This is a genomic window from Brenneria sp. g21c3, from assembly GCF_040240345.1.
GTDB lineage: Bacteria > Pseudomonadota > Gammaproteobacteria > Enterobacterales > Enterobacteriaceae > Brenneria.
Genome location: NZ_JBEIAB010000002.1, coordinates 1 through 17,459, shown reverse-complemented (window position 1 = coordinate 17,459; position 17,459 = coordinate 1). Strand labels below are relative to the sequence as shown.

General features: G+C 55.4%; 12 protein-coding genes and 1 pseudogene. 6 read left to right on the top strand and 7 right to left on the bottom strand.

All coding sequences use genetic code 11. The annotated features are described in order from the left end of the window. Positions 1 to 40: 40 nt before the first annotated feature. Positions 41 to 898 (bottom strand): HTH-type transcriptional activator RhaR, encoded by an 858-nt coding sequence (gene rhaR, locus ABRZ28_RS02835; protein ID WP_330519648.1) that lies wholly within the window; start codon positions 896 to 898, stop codon positions 41 to 43. A 103-nt stretch (positions 899 to 1,001) separates the two neighbouring features. Beyond that, the gene (rhaS, locus tag ABRZ28_RS02830) at positions 1,002 to 1,841 is read right to left on the bottom strand and encodes an HTH-type transcriptional activator RhaS (protein WP_319605964.1); all 840 of its coding nucleotides are present in this window, start codon (positions 1,839 to 1,841) and stop codon (positions 1,002 to 1,004) included. Positions 1,842 to 2,163: 322 nt separating this feature from the next. On the opposite strand from rhaS, the gene rhaB reads away from it, so the two are divergent. From rhaB to ABRZ28_RS02800, 6 genes and pseudogenes are all read left to right on the top strand, one after another. Beyond that, the gene (gene rhaB / locus ABRZ28_RS02825; protein ID WP_330519647.1) at positions 2,164 to 3,636 is read left to right on the top strand and encodes a rhamnulokinase; all 1,473 of its coding nucleotides are present in this window, start codon (positions 2,164 to 2,166) and stop codon (positions 3,634 to 3,636) included. After that, on the top strand, positions 3,633 to 4,892 hold the full coding sequence (gene rhaA / locus ABRZ28_RS02820; protein WP_319605965.1) for an L-rhamnose isomerase: 1,260 nt from the start codon (positions 3,633 to 3,635) through the stop codon (positions 4,890 to 4,892). The genes rhaB and rhaA overlap by 4 nt, the downstream gene beginning before the upstream one ends. A 21-nt stretch (positions 4,893 to 4,913) precedes the next feature. Beyond that, positions 4,914 to 5,738: a rhamnulose-1-phosphate aldolase gene (gene rhaD, locus ABRZ28_RS02815; protein ID WP_319605966.1), complete on the top strand. Its 825-nt coding sequence runs from the start codon at positions 4,914 to 4,916 to the stop codon at positions 5,736 to 5,738. A gap of 207 nt (positions 5,739 to 5,945) precedes the next feature. Next, positions 5,946 to 6,047: pseudogene (locus ABRZ28_RS02810) on the top strand (hypothetical protein); the annotation flags it as partial. Positions 6,048 to 6,121: 74 nt separating this feature from the next. Next, a complete protein-coding gene (gene rhaM, locus ABRZ28_RS02805) occupies positions 6,122 to 6,436 on the top strand; it encodes an L-rhamnose mutarotase (protein WP_330519445.1) in 315 nt (104 codons plus the stop codon). Positions 6,437 to 6,865: 429 nt separating this feature from the next. Beyond that, positions 6,866 to 8,320, top strand: coding sequence for a DASS family sodium-coupled anion symporter (locus ABRZ28_RS02800; protein ID WP_319605968.1), 1,455 nt, complete (start codon positions 6,866 to 6,868; stop codon positions 8,318 to 8,320). Positions 8,321 to 8,385: 65 nt separating this feature from the next. Here ABRZ28_RS02800 and foxA read toward each other — a convergent pair whose 3' ends face one another. The 5 genes from foxA to ABRZ28_RS02775 form a co-directional block, all read right to left on the bottom strand. Then, a complete protein-coding gene (gene foxA, locus ABRZ28_RS02795) occupies positions 8,386 to 10,491 on the bottom strand; it encodes a ferrioxamine B receptor FoxA (protein ID WP_319605969.1) in 2,106 nt (701 codons plus the stop codon). 175 nt (positions 10,492 to 10,666) lie between these two features. Beyond that, the gene (locus tag ABRZ28_RS02790; RefSeq protein WP_319605970.1) at positions 10,667 to 11,623 is read right to left on the bottom strand and encodes an AraC family transcriptional regulator; all 957 of its coding nucleotides are present in this window, start codon (positions 11,621 to 11,623) and stop codon (positions 10,667 to 10,669) included. Positions 11,624 to 11,899: 276 nt separating this feature from the next. Then, the gene (gene metH, locus ABRZ28_RS02785) at positions 11,900 to 15,583 is read right to left on the bottom strand and encodes a methionine synthase (protein ID WP_319605971.1); all 3,684 of its coding nucleotides are present in this window, start codon (positions 15,581 to 15,583) and stop codon (positions 11,900 to 11,902) included. A gap of 228 nt (positions 15,584 to 15,811) precedes the next feature. After that, positions 15,812 to 16,741: a homoserine O-acetyltransferase MetA gene (gene metA / locus ABRZ28_RS02780; RefSeq protein WP_319605972.1), complete on the bottom strand. Its 930-nt coding sequence runs from the start codon at positions 16,739 to 16,741 to the stop codon at positions 15,812 to 15,814. A 139-nt stretch (positions 16,742 to 16,880) separates the two neighbouring features. After that, positions 16,881 to 17,252, bottom strand: coding sequence for a YjaA family stress response protein (locus ABRZ28_RS02775; RefSeq protein WP_319605973.1), 372 nt, complete (start codon positions 17,250 to 17,252; stop codon positions 16,881 to 16,883). Positions 17,253 to 17,459: the final 207 nt, after the last annotated feature.

The following is a 17,459-nucleotide window of genomic DNA, read 5'->3' as shown; positions in this document are numbered from 1 at the left end:
ATATCAGGCCGATGCGCCTGATATCGGCCGCGACCTCTCTCTATACGCTACGAGCAATCGCCTTCTCCTTGTCGCCGAACCGTTGGCGCCATAAGCGCGGCGTCATCCCCGTATCCTTGGTGAACACCACCGAAAAATAGTTACTGTCCTCGAAGCCGCAGCGCACCGCTATCTCGCTGATTAACATGTCATGGTGGCTGAGCAAATATTTAGCCTGACAGAGACGCAACTGCCGCAGATACTGACCGACGGTCATACCGGTTTGCTGACGGAATAGCTGGCGCAACGGGCGCTCCGCCGCCTGATGCTGATGGCAGAACGCTTGAAAATTGAATGAACTATTGAGACTGTTGCCCAATGCCGCGATCAACAGATCGAGCTTTTCCCCGCCTTCCGGACGCTCGGCATTGATCGGTTGATAGCGATGACGACACAGCGTAATGGCGAGATTCAGAAACAGACTTTCCAAAAAGCAGCGGGATAATTTGTCATGTTTCGCGCTTTCATGCGCTATCTGGCCGATTATCTGACGCGCCTGCGCCATACCGTGACTACTCAGCCGCCAGCGCGGATCGCTGCCCGCCGGCCGTTTACGTTGCAGCAACTCCTGCCAGTCAACGTTCAACTGCAATCGCTCAGGGCAGTAAATGATGTTGTGCAACGTCAGGTTGTTGACCGATTCGTAACGGTGACGATCTTCCGCGCGGATGTAGAACAGATCGCCGCAGGTTATCCGATAAGGCCGGTCATTCAACACGTGCAGACCATTGCCGCGCCATACCAGCACCAATTCGCAAAACTCATGCGTATGCTCCGCAAAGACGTTTTGCGGATAGCGATCCGCCACCGCCACCGGTTGGGAAGCGGACGCGAAGAAATCATCTTTTTTCAGGATCATCAGTTCAGCGGACACGGCGATGACTCACAACAGGCTGTCGAACAGCATTAATCAGACAGTATTCGCTTTTTTGCCGGAAAAAACGGTGATTCCTTTCTCATTATCAGTGCCGGCGGCCGGCCGTCATGCTCAGGCGCATCGCCTGCGGCGAGTGGGAAAACTCACGCTTGAATAAAGTGGAGAAGTGATTACTGTCGCCGAAACCGCACTGGTACGCAATGTCGGTGACGTTCGTATCGCTGTGACGCAACAAATGGCGAGCTTTCATCAGCCTCAGTCGATTGAGGTAACGCTGCGGCGTCAGGCCGGTTTGCTGCTTCAACTGTCGATGCAGCGTCCGCAATGAGAGACTGAACTGACCGGCGAGCTGTTCCCAGCATACCGTCTCGCTAAAGTGATCGTCCAACCAGGCGATAAGGTGATTCAGTCGCCCATTGTCGTCATGCGCGGCGTCGCCAAAACTGCTTTTACTCAGCAGAACCAGCAATTGCATAAACAGAATTTCGCGTTCGGCGATGGCATGCGTGCCGGCATCGTTCCCCAGCGCCTCCAGCCGATCGATAAACCGTTTAATCTGCTGCAATGTGCTTTGGTTAACCCGCCAGTGCGACGGATAGATGCCATCCTGCTCCTGCGGCAGCAATTTATCCAGTCCGGCCAGGAAATTGAAGGCGTCCGGCGCCCGATACAACACATTGGTCAGGCACAGATTTTCCGTATGCTCAAACAGGTGCCGATCATAATCGCGCACAAAGCAGATTGAACCGCCGCTCAGCGTATAGGGCTGACCATTAAAGACATGCGTTCCCGTGCCGTGTTCGACAATCACGATTTCGTAAAAGTCATGATGATGCTCCGGAAATTCAGGCTGCGGCAAACGCGGCTCAATCGCCACCGATGCGTTGCCTGACGGGAAAAAGTCGACGCTGCGTAAAACGGTCATTATCACCCCCAAAACCACCGTAACGTATGAAGAGATAGTAGATAACGATTCTCATCCATACCTTAAATTTTCGACGTCAAAACACGCAAATTCGGTTCGATTTTCAAGAACGGCCAGGAATTATTCGGAAATGCGGTCGCCGTCACAGGCGGAGATACGCGGCGTGAAGCCCTATTTTGTGAGCTATCGCCGGTTCACCTTTGTCCCTTTGCCAACCGCTCGCGGGAAATGTCAGTAGCATGAAGGCAGGCGCGGAAGGATATTTTTAGACTGATGGGCAATGATTCATCTCAGGAAACCCATTATGACTTTCCGCCCCAACGTGACCTTACGCCATAGCGTTGCCGTTGACCTTGGCGCCTCCAGCGGCCGCGTCATGCTCGCCAGTTACGACGGCGACAGTAAAGATCTGGCATTGCGCGAAATCCATCGCTTCGCGAACAGTCTGACGTCAAGCGACGGCCATGTCGCCTGGCAGATAGATGCGCTGGAAAGTGAAATTCGCCGCGGATTACAGAAAGCCTGCGACATCTGCCCCGCCATTGACAGCATCGGCATCGACACCTGGGGCGTCGACTATGTGCTGATCGATCGGGCCGGCAGGCGTATCGGCCAGCCCGTCGCCTACCGGGACAGCCGGACCGATGGCGTAATGGCCCGCGCGCAGCAGGAGATCGGCCGCGCTGAAATTTATCGCCGCAGCGGGATTCAGTTTCTGCCGTTCAATACGCTTTATCAGTTTCGCGCCTTAACCGAGCAACAGCCGGCACTGCGGGAAAAGGTCGCTCATGCGCTGCTCATCCCGGATTATTTCGCCTTCCGCCTGACGGGCGCGCTGAATTGGGAATACACCAACGCCACCACCACCCAGATGGTGAATATCAACACCGATAGTTGGGACGAACGCCTGCTCGACTGGGCGGGCGTCCCGCAGGAATGGTTCGGCGTTCCCACCCCGCCCGGCACCATCATCGGCCACTGGGTAAACCGCGCGGGCGATAAGATCCCGGTGATTTCCGTCGCCTCGCACGACACGGCCAGCGCGGTTGTCGCCGCGCCGTTGACCGACCACGCCGCCGCCTACCTCTCGTCCGGCACCTGGTCGCTGATGGGCTTTGAAAGCCCGACGCCGTACACCAGCGATAGGGCGCTGGCCGCCAACATCACGAATGAAGGCGGCGCGGAGCACCGCTATCGGGTGCTGAAAAATATTATGGGTCTGTGGCTGCTGCAACGGATCGGCAAAGAGCTGGCGGTATCCGATCCGGCGACGTTGATCCTGCGCGCGCAGCGGATCCCCGCCGGCCGTTCGCTGATCAATCCCAATGACGTTCGTTTTATCAATCCGGACAACATGTGTCGGGAGATCCAGACGGCATGCCGCGAAAGCCGCCAGCCAATCCCGGAAAGCGACGGCGAACTGGCGCGCTGCATTTTCGATAGTCTGGCGCTGTCGTATGCCGACGTGCTGGAAGAACTGGCCGGGCTGCGCGGCAAGCCATTCAGCGCCCTGCATATCGTCGGCGGCGGCAGCCAGAACCATTTTCTCAACCAGCTGTGCGCCGATGCCTGCGGCATTCCGGTGATTACCGGGCCGATTGAGGCCTCCACGCTGGGAAATATCGGCTGTCAGCTAATGGCGCTGGGGGACGTCGCCGATGTCGACGCATTCCGCGCCCTGATAACGAGAAATAGCGAACTCCACCACTTTTCCCCTCATTCAGATAGCGAAATTGCCCGCGTCGTCGCGCAATTTCAGCAAAACCGTCAAACACGTAAGGAGCGTTGTGCATGATCACTCATATCAATCAGGCCTGGGAACTGGCGAAGGTCCGTTTTGCCGCCGTCGGCGTCGACGCTGAGGAAGCGATGCGCCAGCTCGATCGTCTGCCCGTATCGATGCACTGCTGGCAGGGCGATGACGTCGCCGGATTCGAAAACCCGGAAGGCGACCTGAGCGGCGGTATCCAGGCCACCGGCAACTACCCCGGCAAAGCGCGCAACGCGACCGAACTGCGGGCCGACCTCGACCGGGCGCTAAGCCTGATCCCCGGACCGAAGCGTCTGAACCTGCATGCGATCTATCTGGAGGCCGACAAGCCGGTCGCACGCAATGAAATCAAACCCGAACACTTTAAAAACTGGGTGGAATGGGCCAGGGGCAACAACATGGGACTGGATTTTAACCCGACCTGTTTTTCCCACCCGCTGAGCGCGGACGGCTTTACGCTTGCGCACGGCAACGATGAAATCCGCCGATTCTGGATTGAGCACTGCCAGGCCAGTCGCAAAGTTTCCGCCTATTTCGGCGAACAGCTCGGCACGCCGTCGGTGATGAATATCTGGATCCCGGACGGCATGAAAGATATTACCGTGGATCGCCTTGCCCCGCGTCAGCGCCTGCTGGCCGCGCTGGATGAGATTATCGCCGAGAAACTCAACCCGGCGCATCACATCGATGCGGTCGAGAGCAAGCTGTTCGGCATCGGCGCGGAAAGCTACACCGTCGGCTCCAATGAGTTTTACTTTGGATACGCCGCCAGCCGTCAGACCGCGTTGTGTCTGGATGCCGGCCACTTCCACCCGACGGAAGTCATCTCCGACAAAATCTCCAGCGCCATCTTGTACGTACCGCGCCTGTTGCTGCACGTCAGCCGTCCGGTTCGCTGGGACAGCGACCACGTCGTGCTGCTGGACGACGAAACCCAGGCCATCGCCAGCGAAATTATTCGTCACGATCTGTTCGACCGCGTACACATCGGCCTCGACTTCTTCGACGCCTCCATCAATCGTATCGCCGCCTGGGTTATCGGCACCCGGAATATGAAGAAAGCCCTGCTGCGCGCCCTGCTGGAGCCGACGGCGAAATTGCGCCGACTGGAACAGGAAGGCGATTACACCGCCCGCCTGGCGCTGCTGGAAGAACAAAAATCGCTGCCATGGCAGGCGGTATGGGAAATGTATTGCAATCAACATGATACGCCGGTCGATGCCCAATGGCTGGAAAGCGTACGTCGTTACGAAAAAGACACCCTGAGTCAACGCGGCTAATGCCACAAGGAAACAGAGACTATGCAGAATATCCTCAACGCCTGGTTTGTAGAAGGCATGATTAAAGCAACATCGGACGCCTGGCTGAAAGGCTGGGATGAACGCAACGGCGGCAACATTACCCTGCGTTTAAGCGCCGACGATATCGCCCCCTACCAGGCTGATTTTCATCAACAGCCGCGTTACATCGCGCTGAGCCAACCGATGCCGGATTTGGCCGACACGCCGTTTATCGTGACCGGCTCCGGCAAGTTCTTTCGCAACGTACAGCTCGATCCCGCCGGCAATATCGGCGTCGTGCAGGTTAACGGCAGCGGCACGGGCTACCACATTTTATGGGGGCTGGAGAATGACGCGGTGCCGACGTCGGAACTGGCGTCGCACTTTCAGTCGCACTGCGTGCGGATGAAAGCCACCGACGGCAAAGATCGCGTGATCATGCATTGTCACGCCACCAACCTGATCGCCCTGACCTACGTACTGGAAAACGATCGCGATATCATCACCCGCAAACTGTGGGAAGGCAGCACCGAATGTCTGGTGGTATTCCCGGACGGCGTGGGCATTCTGCCGTGGATGGTGCCGGGTACCGATGAGATCGGCACCGCGACCGCCGGCGAGATGACAAAACACGCGCTGGTGCTGTGGCCGTTCCACGGCGTCTTCGGCAGCGGCCCGACGCTTGATGAGACATTCGGCCTGATCGATACCGCCGAAAAATCCGCCGAAGTTCTGGTGAAAGTGATTTCCATGGGCGGTATGAAACAGACCATCAGCCGGGATGAGCTGATCGCCCTCGGTAAACGTTTTGGCGTTACGCCGCTGGCAAGCGCCCTGGAGCTTTAACCGTCGGCCCGTTTACTCTCAAAAATCCTTCGCCGTTCAACAGGCGGTAGCGGAATGTCCCCCAGGCGACGGAATAACATCGCGCCTGGGGGACATGATTGCAGTGATTTTCCTGTCCATCTTCACGAGCCGACTGACGCAACGCCGAATACCGCTGGCGCTGATGCTCATCGCCGGAACGGCATTAACACGTTTAAGGAGATATCCATGAGCTTTATGTTGGCACTGCCCAAAATCAGTCTTCACGGCGCCGGCGCAATTGGCGATATGGTGCAACTGATCAAGGGGAGAAAATGGGGCAAGGCGCTGGCCGCTCCCGGCGCGCCCTGTAATCCGCGTACCGCCTCTCGTGAAGAAGTCCGCACGCTGTATCTGGAGGCATTATGATCCGCAAAGCCTTCGTCATGCAGGTAAATCCGGACGCCCATGAGGAATATCAGCGCCGCCATTCACCCATTTGGCCAGAGCTTGCAACGGTACTGAAACAACATGGCGCTCATCGCTATGCCATTTATCTCGACGCTGAACGCCATCTGCTTTTCGCCACCGTCGAGATTGAATCCGAAGCGCGCTGGCAAGCCGTCGCCCAAACAGAAGTTTGTCAGCGCTGGTGGCGATCGATGCGTGACCTTATGCCGAGCAATCCGGATAACAGCCCGATAAGCCAGACGCTGCAAGAGGTCTTTTATCTGGAATAACGCCGCCTCTGTTTCATCAGATAACCTTCGCGACGGCGGCGCATGCCTGTCACCGCCATCCCGCCGGATGCGAAGCAGCCAAGGTGCGTCGGTGAATATCCGCAACGCGGAAAGCGTGATGTCGGTAATCGATGATGCAAAAGGAATGTTAACTTTAGTTAAATAAATATAAAACTAACTATTTGCTTGCTATTAAATGTTTCCGGATGCTTCTTAACTTAACTAAATAATTCTACTTGCATTAATGCATGGCTGACATGATTCAGTTCGCATAGTTAATTAAAGATTAATATTTATAAAAACATGCCCAAATCAATAATCCTTCTGTTTTCCTCTTACTGCAACCCCAATAGCGATATGATCTTCACGCGCTATATCTGCTGTGGACTATAGGCGAAATAACTCTTAGACATGTAGTAAGGAAAGAGGATGAAGACCAAAACGTCGTATGGCCTGAGTTGGCTCCCGTTAGTCATTATTTTGATTATCGCCGGTATTCTCTGGCAACTCACCCCACCAACAGGACTCAGCCTTGCCGCCTGGCATTCCGCCGTCATTTTCGTCGCAACCATTATCTGTATTGTGGCCAATGTACTGCCGATTGGGGCTATCGGTATTATCAGCATCACCATTTTCGCCCTGACGTATGCCGCGGGCGATACCACCGCCAGCGGTTCAATACAAACGGCGCTCAGCGATCTCAACAGTTCCCTGATCTGGCTGATCGTGGTGGCATTCATGATTGCCCGCGGCTTTATTAAAACCGGGCTTGGCCGCCGTATCGCATTACAAATGATCCGCCTGCTCGGCAAACGCACGCTTGGTCTGGCTTACGGCCTGGCCTTCGCCGATTTGGTGCTCTCCCCCGCCATGCCAAGCAATACCGCGCGCTGCGGCGGCATCATCTATCCCATTGCCGATTCGCTGTCGCGCAGTTTCGACTCGAAGCCGGACGATGCATCGCGCAGTAAAATCGGTACTTTTCTGATCACCTGTATCGGCAACGTCAACGATGTCACCGCTTCCATGTTTATGACCGCCTACACCGGCAACCTGTTGGCGATAAAGCTGGCGGCCAATGCCGGCGTCACCATCACCTGGGGAAGCTGGTTCCTGGCGGCGGTGGTGCCTTGCCTCATCTCCCTGATTCTGGTTCCGCTGCTGGTTTACTGGCTGACCAAACCAGAAATTCGGCGTACGCCGGATGCCCCTAAGCTGGCGATCGAAGAATTGCAGAAAATGGGGCCGATGAGCCGCGGCGAATGGCTGATGGGTACGACCGTGATACTGCTGTTGGTTCTGTGGATTTTTGGCGATAGCTTAGGCGTTGATGCCACCACCGCATCCTTTGTCGGCCTCTCCTTTCTGCTGTTAACCGGCGTATTGCGCTGGGATGATATCAAAAGCGAGAAAGGCGCCTGGGATACGTTAATCTGGTTCGCCGCCTTGTTGATGATGGCGAATCAGTTGAAAAAACTGGGCTTTACCACCTGGTTCGGCGATCTGATCGGCAGCAATATCGGCCACCTGATGCAAGGCACCAGTTGGGTTCTGGTGCTGTTGATACTCAATGCCGCCTACTTCTACACCCACTATTTCTTCGCCAGCGGCAATGCGCAGATTGCCGCGTTGTTTGCGGTGTTTCTCGGCGTCGGGATTAACCTGAATATCCCGGCTGTTCCGATGGCTTTCATGCTGTCGTTCACCAGCAGCCTGTATTGCTCGCTAACGCAATATACGCACGCGCGCGGACCGATCCTGTTCGGCGCCGGCTACGTGCCGACGGCCGTATGGTGGCGAACCGGCTTTATCGTCAGTCTGCTTAATCAGGCGATCTTTATGAGCGCCGGTCTGCTGTGGTGGAAAGCGATCGGCCTGTACTGATTTTTAGTAACGGGAAAGGCCGGAGTTATCCGGCCTGTTTCGTTTTACCGCGGCAAAAGCAGGGATTAGAAGGAGTAGGACAAGCTGCCGACGATACTGCGTTCGGCGCCGAAGTAGCAGAACTCCAGCGAGTTACAGGCCGCCACATAACGTTTATCCGTCAGGTTATTTACGTTCAACTGCGCGCTCAGACCTTTCAATCCGACCTTCGACAGATCGTACCCGACCGCCATATCCACCAGCGTGTAGGAAGGCAGCGTATGCGTATTGGCGCGATCGCTGGTCACGCCGTTCACGTAGCGCACCCCGGCCCCCAGCGTCAGGCCGTCCAGCGGGCCGCGATTCACATCGTAGCTGGCCCAGGCGCTGGCCTGATTACGCGGTGCGTAAACGGCGCGTTTCCCCTGCTCTTCCGTACTGCTCTTCTTGTAGCGAATATCCGTATAGGTGTAGGCGGCCTGCAGGCGCAGATTATCGGTAATATGGCTGACCGCTTCCAGCTCCACGCCCTCCGATTCGATCTCCCCCACCGAGCGATAGGGATCGGTCGGCTGCACTTTGGTGGCGACATTCTTCTGATTAATACGGAATAGCGACATGCTGTACTGGTTTTGCGAACCTTCCGGCTGATATTTCAGCCCGGCCTCCCACTGACGGCCTTTCATCGGCTCCAGGACGTGACCATCCTCGCCGACAAAACTGGTTGGCGTGAATGCGGTGGAGTAGCTGACGTAAGGGGCAAAACCGGAGTCGAACAAATAGAGCAGCGCCGCTCGGGAGCTAAAATTATCCTTATCCAGTTCGCTGCGGTTACCCGTGCTCTTATCGATATTGGTCACTTTCACCCGATCGTGGCGCCCGCCCAGCGTGAAACGCCAGCGTTCCCAGCTCATCTGATCCTGAACGTAAATCCCCGTTTGTTGCAGCTTATGCTTCTCAATCGTTGACGGGTACATGGCCGTCGGCAAGGCGCCATAAACCGGATTGAAAGCATCAATATCCGGGAATGCGCCTGATGGCCAGTCCACGTCATTATGGCGCTGCTGGTAGTCGATGCCCACCAGCAGGCGGTGGTTCACCGCGCCGGTATCAAAGCTGCCGTCAAGCTGGTTATCCAACGTCAGCGCCGAAAGTTCTTCCCGCGAGCCGGAATAGTAGCGATAAAGCGAGTCGCCGCTGCTCCAGCCATAGGCATAGACCTGGTCCAACCGGACTTTGGTACGCAGATAGCGCAGTTTCTGGCGTACCGTCCAGCCGCTATCAAAACCGTGCTCGAAGTTGTACCCCACCATATTTTGCTTACGGTCGTACTTCTCGTAATTTTCTTCGCCCTCATAGAAGTTATTCGAGATTTTACGGCCGTTGTGCGCCACCACGGTGCCTTCATAGGGTAAACCCGAGTGGCTGCCGCCTTCCGGATCGCGGTGCAGATAGGCCATCAGCTCCAGCCGGGTTTTATCGGCAATCCGCCACGTCAGGCTGGGGGCGATGGCATAACGCTCCTCTTTCAGCGGCCCGAACTGGGTATCCGCTTTACGCACCATGCCGCCAAGACGGAAAGCGAAACGCTCGTCGTCATCCAGCGGCCCGGTGACGTCGAACGCCGCGCCGCGCTGGGCATTATTCCCGGCAAACAGTTTGATCTGCCCGCTGCGTTCAAACGACGGCTGGCGGGAATTCAGCGCCACAATCCCGCCCGGAGAAGCGCGGCCATACAGCACCGACGCCGGGCCTCTTACCACTTCAATGCTCTCCAGAAACCAGGGATCGACCACCAGAGAACTGTGGGAGTTGGTATCCCCCATCATCTTCAGTCCATCGAGATAGACGTTATCCAGGCTGCCGTCGGAAAAACCGCGCAGCACCATGTAATCGAAGCGGTTAGACGCGCCGATTTGATCGCTGAATACGCCCGGCGTGTAGCTCACGGCCTGCCGAACGTTGATCGCGCCCTGCTCCTGAATCTGGTTGCGCGTAACGATGGAAACCGCCTGCGGCGTTTCGATATCCGGCGTCGCCAGCTTGGTGGCGCCGCTTTGCGTTTGGGATGTCACCACTATCGTGTCTTCCTGGGAAGAGGACGAAGCCGTCGTATCCTGGGCAATCGCTGTTGCCGTCAATCCACTGACGACACAGCCGACCGCCAGCGCCAGACGAGTTATTCTAAACATGGGAATCTCCACAGAGCCTAATCGCTATTGCAAATAAGAATTATTACTGCTTTTGATCCTGCGTTAGCTATGCGCAATGACGGCTTGCGTATGCGCAACGCCAAAAAGGGAACTCTGTGGCAATAAGCCCGACGACAGTCGGGACAAAGAAACGTTGTTGGAATAAAAGAAAGGGCTAACAGGCGCTGCGCGCATCGCTCGGCGCAATGCCGTAACGCCGCCGGAAAGCGGTGGCGAAATTGGTGGCGTGCTGGTAGCCGGACATCCAGGCGGCCTGCTGAACGCTATACCCCTGCGCCAGATAGCGCCGCGCGAGATCCAGCCGACAGTCGCGCAAATAATCAAATACCGAGCGCCCATAAACCAGACGGAATTTGGCTCTCAGGCTGCTGGGGCTCATGGCGGCCAGCTGCGCCAGTTCGCCAAGCGTATAGTCTTTTTCAGGTTGCTGCGCCAATAGCCGGCGAACATTCTCCAGCCGGTGCTGCTCGCCGGGCGGCGACAGATGACGCGTTTCCCGCCCGCCGCGCTGGCCGAACGACAGGCCGTGACCCAGCAGTTGCAGCGTGGCGCCTTCCAGCATGAATTGGCGCGCCAGACCCGGCGGCGCTTCCAGCGAGTGCCGTAATCCCGACAGTAAATAACCGGGGATCTGCCATAAAAACGCCGGATAACCGTCGCGCCCCCATGCGCCCAACAGCGAAGACAATAGCGGCTGCTGCGCAGCGCTGTCGGGATGGACGCCAAGTGAAAGGGTACGAAGATGGTGGTCCGCCAGATGGCTGGCGTTCATCATCAGCTGATCGCCCAGCCGGGTGCTAAACGCCATACCGGATCGCACAATAAACTCTTTGCCGTCCAGGCGCAGCGTCACGCAGCCTTCCAGCACCACGAGCGTATACAGCGGGCAACGATGGAGAGACACGGACTCGTAAGGTTGGAGTACCTGCACGTTGGAGTTCGTCAGGCAAAAACCGGAAGACAATGTCATCTCTTCGATGTCTCCCTGTACGACAATCCGTTTTTCTTTGCCACGCTCACGGCTCGACGACAAGTGCGGGAAACGGTAATCGATGCCGTAACGTTCGCCGAAATCGAAGAAATCTTCAATGGAAAATCGCCGTTTTAGCATGAACTAAGAAGATCCCCTTACCCTGTTTAACGTCCGGAATTTGGCCTTCGGTTAACGAAAATAGCGCAGCAAAGCGGAAAAACCGATTTCAGCCTAATAATTATGCACATTATCATTGCTGCGCGATTGCATCAATAAGAGTGAATATCATTCTCGCCAGGAGGGAAGCGCGTCGCTACGCAAGTAAAAAACCATGCGCGCAACACGCCTTTACTGACATAGCGACGCTGGTGGGATCAGCGATGTTTATGTCGATGACCTTGTTGAGCAGACAACTTAATCCGCGTCATAGCCCAGATTCGGCGCCAGCCAGCGCTCCACTTCGCTGACGGACAGGCCTTTACGTTTAGCGTAGTCTTCGACCTGATCGCGCTGAATCTGCGCGACGGCGAAATACTTACTGTCGGGGTGACTGAAATACCAGCCGGATACCGACGCCCCCGGCCACATGGCATAAGAGTCCGTCAGCTTCATGCCGGCGTGCTTTTCCACGTCCAGCAGTTGCCAGATCTCCGCCTTTTCCGTATGGTCCGGACAGGCCGGATATCCCGGCGCCGGGCGAATCCCCTGGTAGTTTTCACGGATCAGTTGGTCATTGCTGAGGTTTTCATTGGCCGCATAGCCCCAGTAAACCTTGCGCACGCGCTCGTGCAAATACTCGGCGAAGGCTTCAGCTAACCGATCCGATAAAGCTTTCACCATGATTTTGTTGTAATCATCATGCTTCGCTTCCCATTGCTCGGCCAACGAATCCTCCTCCAGCCCGCCGGTGACGGCGAATGCGCCAAGATAGTCCGGCTTACCGCTGGATTTAGGCGCGACGAAATCGGCCAGGCAATAGTTGGGGAAATCCGCTTTTTCCGTTTGCTGACGCAGATGATGGCTGACCAACCGCACCTCATCCCGACGCTCATTGGTATAAACCTCCACGTCGTCCCCCACCCGGTTGGCGGGAAACAGCCCCACGACGCCGCGCGGATGAAGCGCGCCGCGCGCCGACAGATCGTCCAGCATGGCATTGGCGTCGGCAAACAGGCGCTTCGCTTCGTCGCCCACCAGCTCGTCCTCCAGAATGCGCGGATATTTGCCGGCCAGCGACCAGGTCATAAAGAACGGCGTCCAGTCGATATAGTTACGCAACGTTTCAATACTGGCGGAAACCTCCTGTACGCCCAGCCGATGCGCAACCGGCGGCGTATAATCTTCCCAGTCCAGCGGCGCGGCGTTATCGCGGGCGGCTTGCAGCGTGATGGGCGGCGTTCTGGGCTTTTTGCGCCCATGCTGAATACGCACGGTTTCATATTCTTTGCGGATACGGGCGACAAAATCGTCACGCTGACTGGCGGACAGCAACGCAGAGACAACCCCGACGGTGCGCGAAGCATTCTGTACATAGACCGTCGGGCCGCTATAGTTCTGTTCGATCTTCACGGCGGTATGCGCTTTCGATGTCGTCGCGCCGCCGATCATTAACGGCAGGGTAAAGTTCTGGCGCTCCATCTCTTTCGCCACGTTGACCATTTCATCAAGAGAAGGGGTGATCAAGCCGGACAGGCCGATGATATCCACCTTCTCTTCACGCGCGGTCTTCAGGATCCTATCCATCGGCACCATCACGCCCAGATCGATAATTTCATAGTTATTGCACTGCAATACCACGCCGACGATATTTTTACCGATGTCGTGAACGTCGCCTTTCACCGTCGCCAGCAGGATCTTGCCGGCGGTTTCGCCTTTGGCCTTGCTGGCTTCAATATAGGGTTCGAGGTAGGCGACGGCCTGTTTCATCACGCGAGCGGATTTCACCACCTGCGGCAGAAACATTTTACCGGCCCCGAACAGGTCGCCAACCACGTTCATGCCATCCATGAGCGGACCTTCAATCACTTCAATCGGGCGCGCCGATTCCAGACGTGCTTCCTCGGTGTCCAGCTCAATAAATTCCGTGATGCCTTTTACCAAAGAGTATTCCAGGCGTTTCTTCACCGGCCAGGAACGCCATTCGGCCTGGGGCTTATTGCTCTCGTCATCTGACTTGCTGCCGCGATATTTTTCCGCCAGCTCCAGCATCCGCTCGGTGGCGTCGTCACGACGGTTGAGGATCACATCCTCGACCGCATCGCGCAGTTCGGCGGGAAGATCGTCATAGATCGCCAACTGGCCGGCATTAACGATCCCCATATCCATGCCGCTGCGGATCGCATGGTAAAGGAAGACGGCATGGATCGCTTCGCGCACCATGTCATTGCCGCGGAAAGAGAATGAAACGTTAGACACGCCGCCGGAGATCATCGCATAGGGAAGCTGCCGTTTAATATCCGCGCAGGCTTCGATAAAGTCGACCGCATAATTGTTGTGCTCTTCAATCCCGGTCGCGACGGCAAAAATATTGGGGTCGAAAATAATATCTTCCGGCGGGAAACCCACTTCTTCCGTCAGAATGCGATAGGCGCGACGGCAGATCTCAATTTTACGGGCGCGGGTATCCGCCTGCCCGACCTCATCAAACGCCATCACCACCATCGCTGCGCCATAACGCCGCACCAGCTTGGCATGATGCACAAAGGCCTCAACTCCTTCCTTCATGGAAATGGAGTTAACGATCCCTTTGCCCTGGATACATTTCAGCCCTTGCTCAATGACATCCCATTTCGAGGAGTCAATCATGATCGGCACGCGGGCAATATCAGGCTCGCCGGCGATCAGATTGAGAAAACGGGCCATCACCGCTTTCGCATCCAGCATCCCTTCATCCATGTTGATATCGATGATCTGCGCGCCGTTTTCTACCTGATGGCGGGCGACGTCCAACGCTTCATTGTACTTCTCTTCTTTTATCAGCCGTTTGAAACGCGCCGATCCGGTGACGTTAGTGCGTTCGCCAACGTTAACAAATAGCGTGTCGGCATCGATGCTCAACGGCTCCAGGCCGGACAGACGGCAGGCCACCGGAATAGCCGGTAATTGACGGGGCGCCACGCCTTTGACCACCTCGGCAACGGCGGCGATATGCGCCGGCGTCGAACCGCAGCATCCTCCCACGATATTCAGAAACCCGGCGCGCGCCCATTCACCAATGTGCCGCGCCATATCATCGGCATCCAGATCGTACTCGCCAAAAGCATTCGGCAATCCCGCGTTCGGATGAGCCGACACATAGCACTCGGCAATACGGGAAAGTTCCGCTACGTATTGACGCAGTTCTTCCGGTCCCAGCGCGCAGTTCAAACCAAACGATAAAGGACGGGCATGACGCAACGAGTTGTAGAACGCTTCGGTGGTCTGCCCCGACAGCGTACGCCCGGAGGCGTCAGTGATTGTGCCGGAAATCATCACCGGCAATTCAACGCCCAATGCCTCAAACTCGGTTTCAACCGCAAAGACGGCGGCTTTGGCGTTTAAGGTATCAAAGATGGTTTCGATCATTATCAGATCGACACCACCCTCGATCAGCGCGCGGGTGGATTCCCGGTAAGCGGCGACCAGTTGATCAAAACTGATATTGCGGAAGGCGGGATCGTTCACATCCGGGGAAATAGAGGCGGTTCTATTGGTCGGGCCAAGCACGCCGGCCACATAACGCGGCTTATCCGGCGTCATCGCCGTCCACTTATCCGCGCTGGCGCGAGCCAACCGTGCCGCGGCGGTGTTAATCTCAGCCGACAACGACTCCATCCCATAATCCGCCATCGCGATAACCGTGGAGTTGAAGGTGTTGGTTTCCAGGATATCGGCCCCGGCTTCCAGATATGCGTCGTGAATAGCGGTAATGACCTGGGGTTTGGTCAGCACAAGAAGGTCGTTATTGCCTTTTACGTCGCTTGGCCAGTCGGCAAAACGCTCGCCGCGATAGTCTTCTTCCTGCAAGTGATAGCTCTGGATCATGGTTCCCATACCACCATCCAGCACCATAATGCGTTGCGCTAACTGACGGCGCAACTCGTCTACCCGATTAATCACAAATACCTCATACCAGCGGTGAATATCTCACCAATGCAAGGACCTATCCTAACATAACTTCCCCCTTCGCTAACGTCGCGCCGCATGAGGCTGCCAGGCAAACGACACATTGGCGGCGGTGAAGGAAAGCTTGCACAGCGCTCTCGCAGCACATTCGATATCGGGTCAGGATGGCCGTTAAAAATGTCAAAAACGCCGAGAACGGCGCCTTTGGCAGGAAAATTAGTCTCAATCCAATGTCGGATTCATACGACGCAAATCATAAGGCGTAATCTGGTAAACATAGTAATTCAGCCAGTTAACCAGCAGCAGATGCCCGTGACTACGCCAGGTGGCCTTGGGTACGATCTCGGGATTGTTATCAGGGAAATAATTCACTGGAATCGCCGGGTCAAGCCCACTCGACTTATCGCGAAAATATTCATTCGCCAGCGTCAATGCATCGTATTCAGGGTGGCCGGTAACAAAGGCCAGACGCTTATCCCGACTGGCAAACAGATAGGCGCCGGCCTGTTCGGACTCGACCAGAATCTCCAGGTCGGTACGACCGCGAATCACTTCGGTAGGAAAATCGGCATAACGGGAGTGCGGCGCCAGGAATGTCTCATCAAATCCCCGGGTCAATAACGCGTGAGGTTGCAGCGTATGATGAGAATAGACGCCCGACAGCTTCTCTTTGCGGGTCATTTTCGGTATGCCGTACAGAATATTCAATGCCGCCTGTACGGCCCAACAGACAAAGAGAGTGGAAGTGACGTGCTCTTTTGCCCACTCGATGACTTTTACAATCTGCGGCCAGTAAACCACGTCGCAAAAATCAACCAGCCCCAGCGGCGCGCCAGTGACGATCAAGCCATCAAAGTTTTCATCCTGGATATCATCAAAGTCGCAGTAGAAATTATTCAGATGTTCGGTCGGCGTATTCTTCGACTCACGGCTATCGATACGCAACAACTGAATATCGATCTGCAACGGGGAGTTTGATAGCAATCTCAGAAACTGGTTTTCAGTTTCAATTTTCTTCGGCATCAGGTTCAGTACCAGCACCTTCAAAGGGCGAATTTCCTGCGTTTTGGCGCGCGAGGACGTCATCACAAACACGTTCTCATTGCGCAGAAAACTTACGGCTGGTAACTCATCAGGAACCCGGATTGGCATAACCTTATATCCTCAATGCATACGTTTATACGTTTAGACTTCTAGATGCCTGAAGATAACGATTTTTAACATAAATGTCGAGCATTCACGGCCAAAGGTGAAAATGTTTCACGGTGAACAAGAGCAATGCTCACGAGATTTATCTTTTTTCTTTTGCTCTCTCAATAACCTCCGAATCGGCCAATACCCGCGGACTATCGATCACCATCAAATAAGCTTTCGGTGAACTGGCAACCGTGATTTCCTGTAGCACTCGCTCTTCTACCGGCGATAGACCGCCTTCGTTCATTTCAAGCGCATGTATAATCAGCGTATCCCGACCGAATTTGAACCAGCTCCGCTTTACCAGCCTGCGGCTTAAATCATACAGAACTTTTTGCGCGCGAAAGAAATCTGCAACCAGTAAACGCGAATTACTGAAGACCTGGCTGGCATCGCTAACCTCCTGATGGGTTTCAGGATTACGAACAATCATTTTATTTTTACGGATTTGGATATACAGGATCGACATTAATCTTCCTAATTAACTGATTTTTATGGTTTTATAAAGAAGGTGAGGAATAAAAAACGGAAAGCAGTATAGCGTAATAATCTGGATTTGACCCTATATATCCAGACGTTTTTGCTCTCTTATGGTTGCGATAACTTCCTGCGTATATATTCCCGTGGTGAGCGATATCCCAGTGCACTATGCGGATGATGTTCGTTGTAATGACTG